The sequence below is a fragment of the Rhizobium sp. FKL33 genome, from assembly GCF_005222915.1.
Taxonomy (GTDB): Bacteria; Pseudomonadota; Alphaproteobacteria; order Rhizobiales; family Rhizobiaceae; genus Rhizobium_E.
Window position 1 is genome coordinate 70,699 of sequence record NZ_STFX01000020.1, and the last position, 15,377, is coordinate 86,075.

The following is a 15,377-nucleotide window of genomic DNA, read 5'->3' on the forward strand; positions in this document are numbered from 1 at the left end:
TATTACATTCCGCGAGGAAGTCTCATGACCGAAGCCCAGACCGCCAAGCCAATTCCCGTCACCGTGCTCACCGGTTATCTCGGCGCCGGCAAAACGACGCTGCTCAACCGCATTCTCACGGAGAGCCATGGCAAGCGCTACGCCGTCATCGTCAACGAATTCGGCGAGATCGGCATCGACAACGACCTGATCGTCGAGTCGGACGAAGAAATCTACGAAATGAACAATGGCTGCATCTGCTGCACCGTGCGCGGCGACCTGATCCGGGTGGTCGAAGGCCTGATGCGCCGCCCTGGCCGGTTCGACGCGATTATCGTCGAAACCACGGGTCTCGCCGATCCGGTGCCGGTGGCGCAGACCTTCTTCATGGACGAGGATGTCCGCTCCAAGACCCAGCTCGACGCGGTCGTCGCGCTCGTGGACGCCAAGCATCTGCCGCTGCGCCTCAAGGACAGCCGCGAAGCCGAAGACCAACTGGCCTTCGCCGATGTGGTGCTGATCAACAAGACCGATCTGGTCGAGCCTCAGGAAGTCAAGCGCATCGAGGAGATTGTGCGCGTGATCAATCCCTCGGCGCGCATCTATCACACCCAGCGCTCGAATGTGGAGCTCGGCAAGATCCTCGACGTCGGCGCCTTCGATCTCGAACGCGCCATGGAAAACGATCCGCATTTCCTCGAGCATGGCCATGAAGACCATGTCTGCGGCCCCGATTGCGATCATCATCACCATGATCACGACCATCATCATCACGATCATGACCACCACCATGATCACGGCCATGACCATGACCACCATCATGATCACGACCATGGGCATGATCATCACCATGCCGCGCCGTCCGCCATCCACGACGTGACGGTGCAGTCGATCTCGCTGCGCGGCGGCGAGATGAACCCGAAGAAGTTCTTCCCCTGGATCGAGAAGATCACCCAGGTGCAGGGCCCGAACATTCTGCGCCTCAAGGGCATCATCGCCTTTGACCAGGACGACGAGCGCTATGTGGTGCAGGGCGTGCACATGATCATCGAAGGCAATCACCAGCGCCCGTGGAAGGAAGGCGAAAAGCGCGAAAGCCGCCTCGTCTTCATCGGCCGCGATCTCGACCGCAAGAAGATCGAGGAAAGCTTCAAGGCCTGTGAGGCCGCCTGATGCCCACAGTCGCGCCGCTTGATCTGGAAGGCCACGTTTACGGGGCCTTCTTCCTGGGCGATACGCCGTTTTTCGCCGCCTCTTCGGGTGAAATCCATCGTCTCGACAATGGGCATAAAGTCTCCGAAGCCCATCATGGCCTGTTGACCGCCGTCGTCGATCCCGTGTCCAAATCACTCATTACCGGCGGGGAAGACGGCAAGGTGTTGCGCATCGCCGCTGACGGCGCGGTCACGCAGGTGGCGGAAGCGCCGCGCAAATGGATCAACGCCGTGGCGGCCGGTCCATCCGGCGCGGTCGGTTTTGCGCATGGCAAGACGGCGGTTGTCGTCACCGCCGACGGCAAGAGCCGCGAATTCACCGAAGAGCGCACCATCGAGCATCTGGCGTTTGCGCCCAAGGGCCTGCGCATCGGCGTCGCGCGCTACAATGGCGTGACGCTGCATTGGGCGGGCACCAATGGCGCGCCCGTCGATCTCGAATGGAAGGGCGCCCACACTTTCGTGACCTTTTCGCCCGATGGCCGCTTCCTCGTCACCGCCATGCAGGAAAGCGCGCTGCATGGCTGGAAGCTCGACGTGAAGCCGAACGAAGAAACCCGCCATATGCGCATGAGCGGCTATCCCGCCAAGGTGAAGTCGCTGTCCTGGTCGCCCAAGGGCAAGTGGCTCGCCTCGTCAGGCGCGCCGGCGGCGATCGTCTGGCCGTTCTCGTCCAAGGACGGGCCGATGGGCAAGGCGCCGCTGGAGCTCGGAACCCGGGCCAATATCATGGTCACGGCGGTGGCGTTTCATCCGAACGAAGAGGTGCTCGCCATCGGCTTCATCGACGGGATGATCCTCGGCGTGCGCCTGGCCGACGAGAAGGAAGCGCTGCTTCGCCGTCCCGGCAAGGGCGGCATTTCCGGCATGAGCTGGTCGCAGAACGGCAAGCTGCTGGCCTTCGCCTCCGATGCCGGCGATTGCGGCGTGGTGGACATTTCCGTCTGATCCGCCATGACCGTGCCAGCCGAATACGCCCATGCGGACCGGGATTTCGAGCGCTTCATGACCGCGCTTCTCGATCTCACCACGCTGGAAACGCGTCACCGCGCCTATGCGGTGACGCGCGCCGTGCTGCATGTGTTTCGCGCGCATCTGTCGGTTCATGACGCGCTGGTCTTCGCCGACGTTCTGCCTGCAGTGCTCCGGGCGATCTTCGTCGAGAACTGGCGCCCTTCGACCGATATTTCGCCGTTTGCGGACCGCGCGGCGCTGACACGTGAAGTTCGCGCCAACCGGCGCGATCACAACCTCGCCGATGACGACAGCATCCGGTCGGTGGCCCGCGCGTTGCGCGCCAGCCTCGATCAGACGGCGCTCGACCGGGCGCTGTCGGGCTTGCCCCATCAGGCGCGGGACTATTGGGCTGCTTAACCATTGGCCCGTAAATCATGCGGCTTCGGCCTTTTCCCTGTACATTTGCGCATAATCAGCCTATGAACGCGCCAATTCCGATTTGCGGCGCAGCAAATGGCGTCGCGCGACTTCAGGGGCCCTTGGCCCGCCGGTCGCAACAGCATCCGAAAGACATGGAATGACAGATATACAAGCTCTTGAGCCGGCGCTTGCCGTCGCGCTCGAAAAACGCGGCTATTCCGATCTGACCCCGGTTCAGAAAGCCGTGCTCGCGCCCGAACTCGAAGGTCGTGACGCGCTGGTTTCGGCGCAGACAGGTTCCGGCAAGACGGTGGCCTTCGGCCTGGCGCTCGCGCCGACGCTTCTGGCCGGCAAGGCCCGGTTCGATCGCGCCGCAGCGCCCTTTGCGCTCGCCATCGCGCCCACCCGCGAACTCGCGCTGCAGGTCGCCCGCGAACTCGAATGGCTCTACGCAGAGGCCGGCGCGCAGATCGCAACTTGCGTCGGCGGTATGGACATGCGCAACGAGCGGCGCGCGCTGGAGCGCGGCGCCCATATCGTGGTCGGCACGCCCGGCCGCCTGCGCGACCATATCACCCGCAATTCGCTGGATCTCTCGGCCATCCGCGCCGTGGTGCTCGACGAAGCCGACGAGATGCTCGATCTCGGCTTCCGCGAAGACCTCGAATTCATTCTCGAATCCTCGCCGGAAGACCGCCGGACGTTGATGTTCTCGGCCACCGTGTCCAAGCCGATTGCGAAGCTGGCCGAAAGCTATCAGCGCGACGCGATCCGCATCGCCACCGCCTCGGAACAGAAGCAGCATGTCGACATCGACTACCGCGCTCTGGTCTGCGCGCCGTCCGATCGCGACAACGCCATCGTTAACGTGTTGCGCTATTACGAAGCGCCGAACGCCATCGTGTTCTGCAACACCCGCGCCGCCGTCAATCATCTGACCGCGCGGCTGCACAATCGCGGATTCACGGTCGTGGCGCTGTCGGGGGAACTCAGCCAGAACGAACGCAGCCATGCGCTGCAGGCCATGCGCGACGGTCGCGCCCGCGTCTGTATCGCCACCGACGTCGCCGCCCGCGGCATCGACCTGCCCAATCTCGAACTGGTCATTCACGCCGACCTGCCGACCAACCCGGAAACGCTCCTGCACCGCTCGGGCCGCACCGGTCGCGCCGGCCGCAAGGGCGTGAGCGCGGTCATCGTGCCGACCAGCGCCCGCCGCAAGGCCGAACGCGTGCTGCAGGCCGCCACGGTCCGCGCCACCTGGGCTTCGCCGCCCTCCGCCGATGAGGTGAACGCCCGTGACGACGAACGGCTGATGGCCGACGAAATGCTCACGCGGATTGCCGACGAGGACGAAATCGACATCGGCGCCCGCCTGATCGAAACGCATGGCGCCGCCCAGGTCGCCGCCGCTTTCCTCCGGCTTTACCGCGCCGGCCGTTCGGCGCCGGAAGAACTGGTCGATATCGGCCAGGTGTTCGATGGCGGCGCCAATCGCCGCCCGCAGCGCGAGGGCGACCGTCCGGCTGCACGCGAAGATGCGAGCCCACGCCGCCGCGAGGATTTCGGTCCCAGCGCCTGGGTGTCGCTGTCGGTCGGCCGCAAGCAGAACGCCGAACCGCGTTGGCTGATCCCCGTGCTCTGCCGCAATGGCGACATCACGCGCCACGACATCGGCGCGATCAAGATGCAGCAGGACGAAACCTTCGTGCAGATCTCCAACGACAGCCTCGAGCATTTCCTCGCGGCGATCGGTCCGAACAAGACGCTCGAGCGCGGCATGCGCCTGAAACTCGTCGAGGGCGAGCCGGATCTGCGTCCGACGCGCAGCGCGCCGCGTTTCGACGGCGATCGCAAGCCGCAGGGCGAGCGCAAGTCCTATGGCGACCGCAAGCCGCTGGACCGCAGCGACGATCGCAAGACCTCCTGGGAAAAACCGCAGCGCGAAAAGCCCGCGGGCCGTCGCGCCGATGCGACTGCCGATGATTTCGGCGGCGCGCCGAAGAAGAAGTTCGGCCGCAAGCCGGAATTCGCCGGCGATCGCTCCGCCTATCAGGATCGCCCGCCGGCCGACCGCCCGGGCAAGGACTGGGGCAAGCCTGCCAAGCCCGCCCGCGCCGGCGACGAAAAGCCCAAGCGCAAGAAGAAGAGCAACGGCTGATTGACATCAACGCGCTCCCCTGATCGGGGAGCGCGTTTTGCATTGATCATGCGAGTTGCAGATGCGGCGCGCCGTCCGACGTCTTCTCGACCGTGCGGCCATCCGGCCCCAGCGTGCAGACCACGCGCTTTCGGAAAACGTCGAAACTTTCGAATTTCGACACGTTGACCGGTTCGTCGAAATCGAAGGCCACGCGGATCACGTCGTCCGATCCGTTCATCCGTTGCAGCGACACGACCTTGCCCCGGAAGGGTTTGCCGAGATAGAGCCCGGAGGCGCTGTCGCCCACCTGCAGCCGGGGCGGCGGTCTGTTGCCGAGGCCGGCGTGCAAGGTGTTCCAGTCGCGAAAGCCATATTGGGCGGCGATCAGTTCGAGGGATCTGGAATGGGTGACGGGCGAACCCCGGCTGGCCAGCGCGTCACGCAGGCGGCGGGCCTGGGCCTTGATCTCCTCCAGAGAGGGTAGGCGGGAAGTCTCGCTCATGGCGGTCCTCATGGCGGCGTTTCGTGCATGCTTGGGACCCGCATTGCCAAGGCGAAACGCCTCATTGGGAACGATGAAAGAGATCGCGCCGGAAACTTCACCATGTCCTGAGACCGCGGGCGGCAGGGGTTTCCTTCCCTTGGCCCTGAGCTACGCGGTCCGGCCGCGAAAGTCAAATCAGACGCCTCAGGTCACTGGCGCGGCCGCGTGAATTTGCGTAAGCGGGTGAGCGTATGTCCTCTGTTCTTGCCGGAATGAACGCGTCATGCCGTTCGAAACGTCGATCCATCACCATGTCCGCGCCGAGGCGATCGAGCCGACGATCGCCCAGCGGATGTTGCGGATCGGGCGGGCGCCGCATCGCTGGTTTCATCATCTGGTCCTCATCTCGGCCGGTCAGGCCGAGCATCGCCAGGCGGAGACGGCGCGGCAGATCCAGGGGCCGGCGCTGATGCTGGCGCCGCCATCGGAAGGCGAGGCGATCGCGATGGCTGCCGGCAGCCATGGTTTTCTGCTCGGCGTGTCGCCCGAGATCATCGCCGAGGCTTTCGGCGATCACGCCGAATCGCCGGCGCTTCGGCTGTTTGCGGGCGGGATCTCGGTGATCGAGCATCTGACGTCCGCATCGCGTGGCGAATTCACGCTGCTGTTTCAAGGCGCGATCGCCGAGACGCATGCGGCGGGACGCGGTTCGCGCATGGCCGCCGCCGCCTATATCAGGCTGATCTACATGTCTGCCTGGCGACTGGCTGCGCCCACCGAGCAGGTGACGCCGCATCGGGGCGGCAGCGGGCCTATCCTGCAGCGCTTCAGGCAATTGGTGGAAACTCATTTCCGCCAGCACTGGGCGGTATCTCGCTATGCGCGGGAACTGGGGGTCAGCATGGACCGGCTTCACGCCATCTGCAGCCGCTCGCTCGGACGCGCGCCGATCGAACTCATCCATGACCGGTTGACCCAGGAGGCGCGTCTGCGTCTCGAACGGTCCGGTCACAGCGTGCAGGACATTTCCGATGCGCTCGGTTTTCGCGATCCGGCCAATTTCAGCCATTTCTTCAAGCGCCGCACCGGGCTTTCGCCCGCCAAATATCGCGCGCATACGGCGAGCGCCGTGACAGGCGGCGCGATTCCCGTCTCTTCGGACTATGCCGATTGGCCCTGATCAGGCGTTGGGCGGCGGACAGGTGGATTCGCGCAGCACCAGTTCCACCGGCCAGATTTCGTGATGGTTGGCGACGTCGCGGCCGGCCAGCATCTGTAGGAGAATGTCGCCGATCCTGACGCCCGCTTCCCGCATCGAGGAGCGGGTGGTCGACACGGTCGGCACCATATTGTCGGCGTTGATATAGTTGAACACGTCGTCATGGGCGATCAGCGAGATGTCGCGTCCCAACTGCAGGCCGGCGGACCTCACCGCACGCATCACGCCGAGCGCGCTCATCATTGAGCCGGCGAGCACCGCTGTCGGCGGCTCCGACAGCGCCAGGAAATCCTGCATGGCGCGATAGCCGGCGTCATCGGTGAACAGGCCGTTGACCACCAGCATATCCGGCGCCTGCAGGCCGCGCTCCTTGATGGCGCGGCGATAGCCCTGTTCGCGGTGTTCGGCGAAGACGTCGCCCTTGGCGCCGTTGATCAACCCGATGCGCTTGTGGCCGATATCGAGCAGATAGCCGGTCGCTCGGTACATGGCGCCGAGATTGTCGATATCGAGCCAGGCATAGCCGCCGTCCTCGTCGCCGCGGCCATGCACGATGAACGGCATGTTGAGCTCCTTCAAGAACAGCATGCGCTCGTCGTCCAGCGTCGGCGTGTGCAGGATCACCGCGTCCACCCGCTTGGAGGCGGCGAGGCGGCGATAGGCGGCGAGCTCGGCCTGCCTGTCCTCGACCACGGTGATGAGAATGTCGATCTGGCGGGTCTCCAGCCGGCTGCCGAGACCGGCCATGAATTCGGTCGTGTTCGGATCGAAGCCCAGACCCTCGCGCATGACGATCCCAACCGCGCCCGCTCGACCCGTGGCAAGACCAGCGGCCGAACGGTTGGGGTGATAGCCCAGTTCCTGGGCCAGTCGAAGGATCTTCTCGCGCGTTTCGAGCTTGACCTCCGGGTAACCTGAAAGCGCGCGGCTGACGGTTGTCTGGCTCATGCCGATGGATTTGGCGAACTCTTTCAAGTTCATGATGGCCTCCTCGGATTGCCGGCGCCGGGTTGAAACCGTGCATGGCGATCCTCCTGTCGCCATGCCGTCGCCGCACTTTCAAAAATCCTACGATAGGCGCACGACAATTGAAAGCGCCATCAATTGTTTTTTATCAGGCTTGTTGAAGCAGTTCCGGACCTCGGTGTGGCGTCCGCCGGCGTGATAAGTCTGACTTTATCGGTTTCTCGTTGATCTGAAAAGATAATCCCGATTGATGCACGTTCTGATGACGCGGCGCGTGTAAATTCTTGCCGCTCCACCCTTGACACTCAACCCTTAAAGACGCTTTAATCATTTAAAGCGCTTTCAATATTCGGGCTCCGGATATTCGAAAGCCTGAGGATAGACGCTTGCAGGGAGGGACGGCAGGCGAAGGCCGCGTCCTTATTTTATCCGATCCAGGGAGGATTGCCGAATGAAGAAGATCTTTTTGATGTCTGTGGCCGCTATGGCCCTGATGGCGGGCGCCGCCGGCGCAGCCGACCTCAAGTTCAAGCCGGGTGAAGACAAGCGCTTCAACTGGGCGAGCTTCGAGGAGTTCAAGGCCGCGCATGGAGACGTGAAGGGCCAGACCTTGACGATTTTCGGACCGTGGCGCGGTGAGGACGAAGCGCTGGTCAAGTCGATGCTCGCCTATTTCGAAGACGCGACCGGCGCCACCGTCAACTATTCTTCTTCGGAAAACTACGAGCAGCAGATCGTCATCGACACCCAGGCCGGCAGCCCGCCCAACATCGCCGTTCTGCCGCAGCCCGGCCTTCTGGCCGACCTCGCCTCGAAGGGCTTCCTGGCCGATCTCGGCGGTGACGCCGCCAAGTGGATGACCGACAATTACGCCGCCGGCGATTCCTGGGTGAAGCTCGGCAGCTACAAGGGCAAGGACGGCGCCGAACATTTCTACGCCTTCCCCTACAAGGCCGACCTGAAGTCGCTGGTGTGGTATTCGCCCGACAATTTCGAAGACGCCGGCTATGAAGTGCCCAAGACTATGGAAGAGCTGAAGGCTCTGACCGAGAAGATCGCCGCCGACGGCCACAAGCCCTGGTGCATCGGCCTCGGCTCGGGCGGCGCGACCGGCTGGCCGGCGACCGACTGGGTCGAAGACATGATGCTGCGCACGCAGAAGCCCGAAGTCTACGACAAGTGGGTCACCAACGAAATCAAGTTCAACGATCCGGCCGTGGTCGGCGCGATCAACGAATTCGGCTGGTTCGCCCGCAACGACGCCTATGTCGACGGCGGCGCCAAGGCGGTGGCCTCCACCGACTTCCGCGACAGCCCGAAGGGCCTGTTCTCCTCGCCGCCCAAGTGCTACCTGCACCGCCAGGCGTCGTTCATTCCGTCCTTCTTCCCGGAAGGCACGAAGCTCGGCCAGGATGCGGACTTCTTCTACCTGCCGCCTTACGCCTCCAAGCCTGATCTCGGTAATCCGGTGCTCGGCGCCGGCACGCTGGTCGCGATCACCAAGGATTCGCCTGTCGCCCGCGCCTTCGTCGCCTGGCTGCAGACGCCGATCGCCCATGAAGTGTGGATGGCGCAGTCCGGCTTCCTGACCCCGTTCAAGAAGGTCAATCCGGACGCTTACGCCAACGAGCCCTCCAAGAAGATGGGCGAGATCCTGACCAACGCCACGACTTTCCGCTTCGACGGTTCGGACCTGATGCCCGGCAAGATCGGCGCCGGCGCTTTCTGGACCGGCATGGTCGATTACGCGGGCGGCAAGTCGGCCGAAGATGTCGGCGCCGACATCCAGAAGGCCTGGGACGCGCTCAAGTAAGGATCCGGCTCAAAGCCGGCGACACCATCAGGGCGAGGCTGCAGACATCGCGGCCTCCCCGTATTTCAATCACAACAAAAATCAGGTCGCGGTCTTCAGGGGAGGGGCTCAGCGATGGAGCAATTGCTTTACGCCATAGTGACGATGATCGCCGGGGTGGCGGGCTGCGCCGCCTATTTCTTCCTGTCGAATTTTTTGCTCGACCTCGTGCTGCCGTCGCGCGGCGCAAACGCCGCCGCGGCCGCCCGCAACATGCGCCGCGCCGCCCTGATCCGGCCCTGGCTGTTTCTCGGCCCGGCGTTCATCGCGCTGACGCTCTATCTCATCTATCCCGTGATCGAATCGCTCAGGCTTTCTTTCCACGGCAAGGACGGCCAGCAATTCGTCGGCCTCTACAACTACATTTGGATGTTCGGCGACACCCAGTTCCGCGAGTCGATCTTCAACAATTTCCTGTGGCTGCTGGTGGTGCCGGCGCTGTCGACCTTCTTCGGTCTTGTGGTCGCGGTGCTGACCGATCGCATCTGGTGGGGCAATATCGCCAAATCGCTGATCTTCATGCCGATGGCGATCTCCTTCGTCGGCGCGGCGGTGATCTGGAAATTCGTCTATGATTATCGCGATGTCGGCTCCGAGCAGATCGGCATTCTCAACGCCTTCGTGGTCTGGCTCGGCTTTGAGCCGCAGGCCTGGATCACCATTCCCTTCTGGAACAACTTCTTCCTGATGGCGATCCTGATCTGGATCCAGACCGGCTTCGCCATGGTCATCCTGTCGGCGGCGCTGCGCGGTATTCCCGACGAGACGATCGAGGCGGCCGTCATCGATGGCGCCAATGGGTTCCAGATCTTCTTCAAGATCATGGTGCCGCAGATCTGGGGCACCATCGCGGTTGTCTGGACCACGATCACCATTCTCGTGCTCAAGGTGTTCGACATCGTGCTCGCCATGACCAATGGCCAGTGGCAGACGCAGGTGCTCGCCAATCTCATGTTCGACTGGATGTTCCGCGGCGGCGGCGATTTCGGCCGCGGCGCGGCGATCGCTATCGTCATCATGGCGCTGGTCATCCCGATCATGATCTGGAACATCCGCAATGCGCGGGCCGAGATGGAGGGTCGCTGATGTATGCGAGCAAGAAATCCCCGCTGATCTGGGTCGTTCACCTCTCCGTGCTGCTGATCGTTGCGCTGTGGACACTGCCAACCGCCGGCCTCTTGATCTCCTCCTTCCGCGACAAGAACCAGCTGGCGGTGTCTGGCTGGTGGACATCGCTGTCGACCTCGCGCCAGAATATCGTCTACCGCGCGCCGTCGCCGGAAGAACAGGTCGAGCGCGACGGCGCTTTCGTGATCTCCGGCAATGCGCTCGAAGGCCGTGGCGGCAAGGTCGCCGCCTGGGGCACGAATACGCAGGCGCCCGACACCTACAAGCCCGGCGACAGCGCCGATCTGCGCGACGGCGCCAAGATGACGGTCAAGGAAGACGGCTCGTTCGAGATCACCTCTGCCACCCGTATGGAAGGTTCGCGCGGCCAGCGTTTCGTGGTGGTCAGCGAGACGCCGGCGCGCTTCACGCTCGACAATTACCGCGAGGTGCTGACCTCGGCCGGCATCGGCTCGTCCTTCATCAATTCGCTGACGGTGGCGATCCCGTCCACGGTGATCCCGATCCTGGTGGCTGCCTTTGCGGCCTATGCGCTGGCCTGGATGAAGTTTCCCGGCCGCTCGATCCTGATCGCGGTGGTGGTCGGCCTGCTCGTCGTGCCGCTGCAGATGTCACTCATCCCGCTGTTGAAATTCTACAACGGCGTCGGCGCCTTCTTCGGCGTGCCGTCCAAGACCTATCTCGGCATCTGGCTCGCCCATATGGGTTTCGGCCTGCCGCTCGCGATCTATCTCCTGCGCAATTACATGGCCGGCCTGCCGAAGGAAATCATGGAATCCGCCCGCGTCGACGGCGCCTCGGATTTCGAGATCTTCGTCAAGATCGTGCTGCCCCTGTCCTTTCCGGCGCTCGCCTCCTTCGCGATCTTCCAGTTCCTGTGGACCTGGAACGATCTGCTCGTCGCGATGGTCTTCCTGGGCGCCGGCAATGACGAACTGGTGCTGACGGGCCGGCTCGTCAATCTGCTCGGTTCGCGCGGCGGCAATTGGGAAATCCTCACCGCCTCGGCCTTCATCACCATCATCGTGCCGCTTCTGGTGTTCTTCACCCTGCAGCGCTTCCTGGTGCGCGGCCTGCTCGCAGGTTCGGTGAAAGGCGGCTGACAATGACAGGCGCAATTGAAATCAAAGAAGAAAAATTCGAGGGAGCAAGCGCATGAACGGGGTGGTTCTCAAGGACGTCAAGAAGTCCTATGGCGCGGTGAAGGTGATCCATGGCGTCGACCTCGAGATCAACAAGGGCGAGTTCATCGTCTTTGTCGGTCCCTCGGGCTGCGGAAAATCGACGCTTCTGCGAATGATCGCCGGCCTTGAGGAAATCTCTTCCGGTGAGATGTTCATCGACGGCGAACTGGTCAACGACGTGCCGCCGTCCAAGCGCGGCATCGCCATGGTGTTCCAGTCCTATGCGCTTTATCCGCATATGACTGTCTACGACAACATGGCGTTCGGCATGCGCATCGCCAAGGCCTCGCAGGTCGAGATCGACAAGCGGGTGCGCGGCGCCGCCGACATCCTGCAGCTCACGCCCTATCTCGATCGCCTGCCCAAGGCGCTTTCCGGCGGCCAGCGCCAGCGCGTCGCCATCGGCCGCGCCATCGTGCGCAATCCCAAGGTCTTCCTGTTCGACGAGCCGCTGTCGAACCTGGATGCGGCGCTGCGCGTCGCCACCCGCATCGAGATCGCCAAGCTGCATGAAAGCATGTCGGATGCGATCATGATCTATGTGACGCATGACCAGGTCGAAGCCATGACGCTGGCCGACCGCATCGTCGTGCTCTCGGCTGGCAAGATCGAGCAGGTCGGCACGCCCTTGGAGCTCTATGAAAATCCGCAGTCGCTGTTCGTCGCCGGCTTCATCGGATCGCCGAAGATGAACCTGCTCGGCGGCAAGCTCGCCGAACCCTATGGCTGCACGACCATCGGCGTTCGCCCCGAACATCTCGATGTCGTCGAGAGCGGCGGTCAATGGAGCGGCAAGGTGATCCATACCGAAAAGCTCGGCGCGGATTCCTATCTCTATCTGGAGATCGGCGCGGAAGAACCGCTCACCGTGCGCGAGAACGGCACGACCCGCTACAACACCGGCGACACGGTGTCGGTGAAGGCGCAGGAGGGCAAGATGCATCGCTTCGGCCCCGACGGTCGCCCCGTCGCCTGAGGCCGGATTGACTGTATCAGGCGCATGCGCCACATCCTTGCTCAGGATCGCGCCTGATGCGGCGCGACACTGTCATGGAGCCTCGCATGCCCGCCTTCAATCCTCTTGTAGCCCGCCTGTCGCCGCCGCCCATTCCCTCCGTGCTTGCCTGGGCGCAGGCCTATGACGGCTCGCGCGGCCCGAAGATCGATCTCAGCCAGGCGGTGCCGGGCTATCCGCCGCACCCGGATATGTTGACGTGGCTTTCGGAAGCCGCAGGCTCGGCAGCCTATACCGGTTATGGGGCGATCGAGGGCGAGGATGCGTTGCGGCAGGCTTACGCCGCCCACGTGTCTGGCCTCTATGGCGTCGATGTGACGGCGGCCAATGTCCATATCACCTCGGGCGCCAATCAGGCGTTCCTCTGCGCCGCCATGGCGGTGGCCGGTCCCGGTGATGCGATTGCGCTGACGCGGCCTTTCTATTTCAACATGGAAACCACGCTCGCCATGCTCGGCATCGGCGTCAAGACGGTGGCCTGCCGACAGGAGAACGGCTTCCTGCCCGATTCCGCCGATGTCGAAGCAGTGCTGCAGAGCGGCGTCAAGGCCTTTGCAGTGGTGAGCCCGAACAACCCCACCGGCGCCGTCTATCCCGCCGATCTGCTCGCCGAGATCTTCGCGCTTTGCCGCAAGCACGACGCCTGGCTGATCCTCGATGAGACCTATCGCGATTTCATCGATGGCGAGGCCGCGCCGCATGGGCTGATGTCCGTCGAGGACTGGCAGGAGGGGCTGATCCTCACCTATAGTTTTTCGAAGTCCTATTGCATTCCCGGCCATCGGCTCGGCGCGGTCATGGGCGGGCCTGCGCTCGTCGATCAGGTCGCCAAGGTGATGGACAATCTGCAGATCTGCGCGCCCCGCGCCGCACAGGCCGCCCTCGCAAAGGCCATTCCGGCGCTGGCCGATTGGCGGAGAGCCAACAAGGCGGAGATTTCCCTGCGTGTCGAGGCGTTGAAGATGGTCATGCAGGCTTTGCCGGACTGGTCGCTCGACGCCATCGGCGCCTATTTCGCCTATATCCGTCATCCCTTTACCGGCCAGCCCTCCGAGTGTGTCGCGGAGAAACTGGCGCGGGAGGCGGGCATCGTCTGCCTGCCGGGGATCTATTTCGGCGAAGGGCAGGACAACCACCTGCGCTTCGCCTTCGCCAATGCCGACGCCCAGACGATTGGCCTGTTGACCGAGCGGCTCAAGGACTTCCGGCTCTAGAACCAGAAGTCGTCGCTTACCTATTTGCTCAGCAATAGATCTGCCAGCGCGCGCGAATGGCCTGATCGGCGATCGGATCGATCAGACTTGGGGCGGCGTCGCGGAGTATGCGGTTCTTGCGCTCGATCGCCTTTTGCACAAGGTCGGGTCGGCCGAGCTCCACCCATTCCTTCGGGCTCGAACGGTTGGCGACGACGGGATAGACATATTCGGTTTGCATCACCTGCAGCGTCTGTTCATGGCCGAGATAATGACCCGGGCCTTCCAGGCAAACTGATTTCATCGTGTCGATCGACACGGAATCCTCGGTCACGTCGATGCCGCGCACGCAGCGCTGCACCTGGCCGAGCATGTCGTCGCCCAGCACCAGCGATTCCAGGCAGAAGCCGAGCAGCGAGGCATGCATGCCGACCGATTCATAGACCATGTTGAGACCCGAGAGACCGGCGAGCACATTGAGAATGCCCTGTTCCCAGCCCGCCTGCATGTCCGGAAGCTTGGAATCCGACATGCCGCCGGCCGCGCCGCCCGGCAGGCCGTAGAAATGGTGCATCTGGGCGCAGCCGGCCGATAGCAGCCCCTGTTCGCCAGAGCCGCCCGACATCGCGCCGGTGCGCAGATCGGACACGAAGGGCCAGGTGCCGAAGATGGCGGGATGGCCCGGCGCCATGGCGTTGACATAGACGACGCCCGCCAGGCATTCGGCGACCGCCTGCACGATGGCGGTTGCGAGCGGCGCGGGCGCGGTGGCGCCGGCTTGGCCCGCCGACAGGAGCAGAATGGGCATGCCCTCGCGGATGCAATGCTCCATGGTCTGGCAGCTTTCGGTAGCAAATTTCATCGGCGGCACGACGAAGCAGTTGGAATTCGACACGAAGGGACGCGCCCGCCACTGATCCTCGCCGCCGGCGATCATATGCAGCATCTCAAAGCCGTCGCTCACATGGGAGGGGTCTGAGAAGCTAGTGCCGACATGTTTGCTCGTGCCGGCGCAGCAGGCGTAAAGCGTGTTCATGTCCATCAAGAGATTGTCGGTGACATCACGGCAGACCATGGCGCGCTGGAAAAAATGGATATTGTCGAGGTGATGCACGAGCCTGGAGGCGTCGAGCAGATCCTTTGAGGTGGATTCGCGATATTCGCGCTTTTCGACATCCACGACATGCACGGCGGCGCCGGCGGTGCCGAAATAGGTGCGGGTGCCCGAAAGCTGCATGTCGAATTTCGGATCGCGGCCGAACAGCGTGATGTCGCGGGCGGCGACCGCCAGCATGTCCTCGACCAGCGCGCGCGGAAAGCGCAGGCGGCCATCATCGCCCAGCACCGCGCCGGCCCGGGTCATGACCTCCACGCCCGTCTCCGGCGCCTGCGAGAGACCGATCACCTCGAGCGCCTCGAGCGCCGCTTCATGAATGCGTTTGACGCCCGCGTCGGTGAGCGGTTTGTACTGCCCGCCGGACAGACCGGGTCGGATCGGCCGGAGATTGTCCGCCAGAGGCGCCGCGCGCTGGGCGACGCGGGCGGCGCGGCCTCCGGCTCTTCGCGATGCGGATACGGTGCAGACATCATCCATGCAAACCTCCCTTGCGCCCGAACGGCGCG

The 15,377-nt window shown here is 63.6% G+C and carries 13 protein-coding genes; 10 read left to right on the forward strand and 3 right to left on the reverse strand.

The window, feature by feature from the left end; genetic code table 11:
• Nucleotides 1-24: 24 nt before the first annotated feature.
• The 4 genes from E8Q41_RS12770 to E8Q41_RS12785 all read left to right on the forward strand — a co-directional run bounded on the left by E8Q41_RS12770 (nt 25) and on the right by E8Q41_RS12785 (nt 4,731).
• Nucleotides 25-1,152 (forward strand): GTP-binding protein, encoded by a 1,128-nt coding sequence (locus E8Q41_RS12770; protein ID WP_137155935.1) that lies wholly within the window; start codon nt 25-27, stop codon nt 1,150-1,152.
• Nucleotides 1,152-2,141 carry a WD40 repeat domain-containing protein gene (locus E8Q41_RS12775; protein ID WP_137155936.1) on the forward strand — a complete coding sequence of 330 codons (990 nt, stop codon included), beginning with the start codon at nt 1,152-1,154 and terminating at the stop codon, nt 2,139-2,141. Before E8Q41_RS12770 ends, E8Q41_RS12775 begins: the two co-directional genes overlap by 1 nt.
• Nucleotides 2,142-2,147: 6 nt before the next feature.
• Entirely contained in the window at nt 2,148-2,567 is a 420-nt protein-coding gene (locus E8Q41_RS12780) for a DUF2267 domain-containing protein (RefSeq protein ID WP_137155937.1), read from the forward strand.
• 160 nt (nt 2,568-2,727) lie between these two features.
• Entirely contained in the window at nt 2,728-4,731 is a 2,004-nt protein-coding gene (locus tag E8Q41_RS12785) for a DEAD/DEAH box helicase (protein WP_137155938.1), read from the forward strand.
• Nucleotides 4,732-4,777: 46 nt separating this feature from the next.
• On the opposite strand, the gene E8Q41_RS12790 is transcribed toward E8Q41_RS12785, so the two are convergent.
• On the reverse strand, nt 4,778-5,215 hold the full coding sequence (locus E8Q41_RS12790; protein ID WP_137155939.1) for a glyoxalase superfamily protein: 438 nt from the start codon (nt 5,213-5,215) through the stop codon (nt 4,778-4,780).
• 265 nt (nt 5,216-5,480) lie between these two features.
• Here E8Q41_RS12790 and E8Q41_RS12795 point away from each other — a divergent pair, with 265 nt between their 5' ends.
• On the forward strand, nt 5,481-6,377 hold the full coding sequence (locus tag E8Q41_RS12795) for an AraC family transcriptional regulator (protein WP_137155940.1): 897 nt from the start codon (nt 5,481-5,483) through the stop codon (nt 6,375-6,377).
• On the opposite strand, the gene E8Q41_RS12800 is transcribed toward E8Q41_RS12795, so the two are convergent.
• Nucleotides 6,378-7,397, reverse strand: a complete 1,020-nt coding sequence (locus tag E8Q41_RS12800; protein ID WP_137155941.1) for a substrate-binding domain-containing protein — start codon at nt 7,395-7,397, stop codon at nt 6,378-6,380.
• Nucleotides 7,398-7,833: 436 nt separating this feature from the next.
• Here E8Q41_RS12800 and E8Q41_RS12805 point away from each other — a divergent pair, with 436 nt between their 5' ends.
• From E8Q41_RS12805 to E8Q41_RS12825, 5 genes are all read left to right on the forward strand, one after another.
• Complete coding sequence (locus E8Q41_RS12805; RefSeq protein WP_137155942.1) at nt 7,834-9,195, forward strand: ABC transporter substrate-binding protein; 1,362 nt, start codon at nt 7,834-7,836, stop codon at nt 9,193-9,195.
• Between the two features lie 114 nt (nt 9,196-9,309).
• The gene (locus E8Q41_RS12810) at nt 9,310-10,320 is read left to right on the forward strand and encodes a sugar ABC transporter permease (RefSeq protein ID WP_137155943.1); all 1,011 of its coding nucleotides are present in this window, start codon (nt 9,310-9,312) and stop codon (nt 10,318-10,320) included.
• A complete protein-coding gene (locus E8Q41_RS12815; RefSeq protein WP_137155944.1) occupies nt 10,320-11,465 on the forward strand; it encodes a carbohydrate ABC transporter permease in 1,146 nt (381 codons plus the stop codon). The genes E8Q41_RS12810 and E8Q41_RS12815 overlap by 1 nt, the downstream gene beginning before the upstream one ends.
• Nucleotides 11,466-11,517: 52 nt before the next feature.
• Nucleotides 11,518-12,522: an ABC transporter ATP-binding protein gene (locus E8Q41_RS12820; protein ID WP_137155945.1), complete on the forward strand. Its 1,005-nt coding sequence runs from the start codon at nt 11,518-11,520 to the stop codon at nt 12,520-12,522.
• 86 nt (nt 12,523-12,608) lie between these two features.
• Nucleotides 12,609-13,775 (forward strand): aminotransferase, encoded by a 1,167-nt coding sequence (locus tag E8Q41_RS12825; RefSeq protein ID WP_137156005.1) that lies wholly within the window; start codon nt 12,609-12,611, stop codon nt 13,773-13,775.
• Between the two features lie 28 nt (nt 13,776-13,803).
• On the opposite strand, the gene E8Q41_RS12830 is transcribed toward E8Q41_RS12825, so the two are convergent.
• On the reverse strand, nt 13,804-15,348 hold the full coding sequence (locus tag E8Q41_RS12830) for a trimethylamine methyltransferase family protein (protein ID WP_137155946.1): 1,545 nt from the start codon (nt 15,346-15,348) through the stop codon (nt 13,804-13,806).
• Between the last annotated feature and the right edge of the window lie 29 nt (nt 15,349-15,377).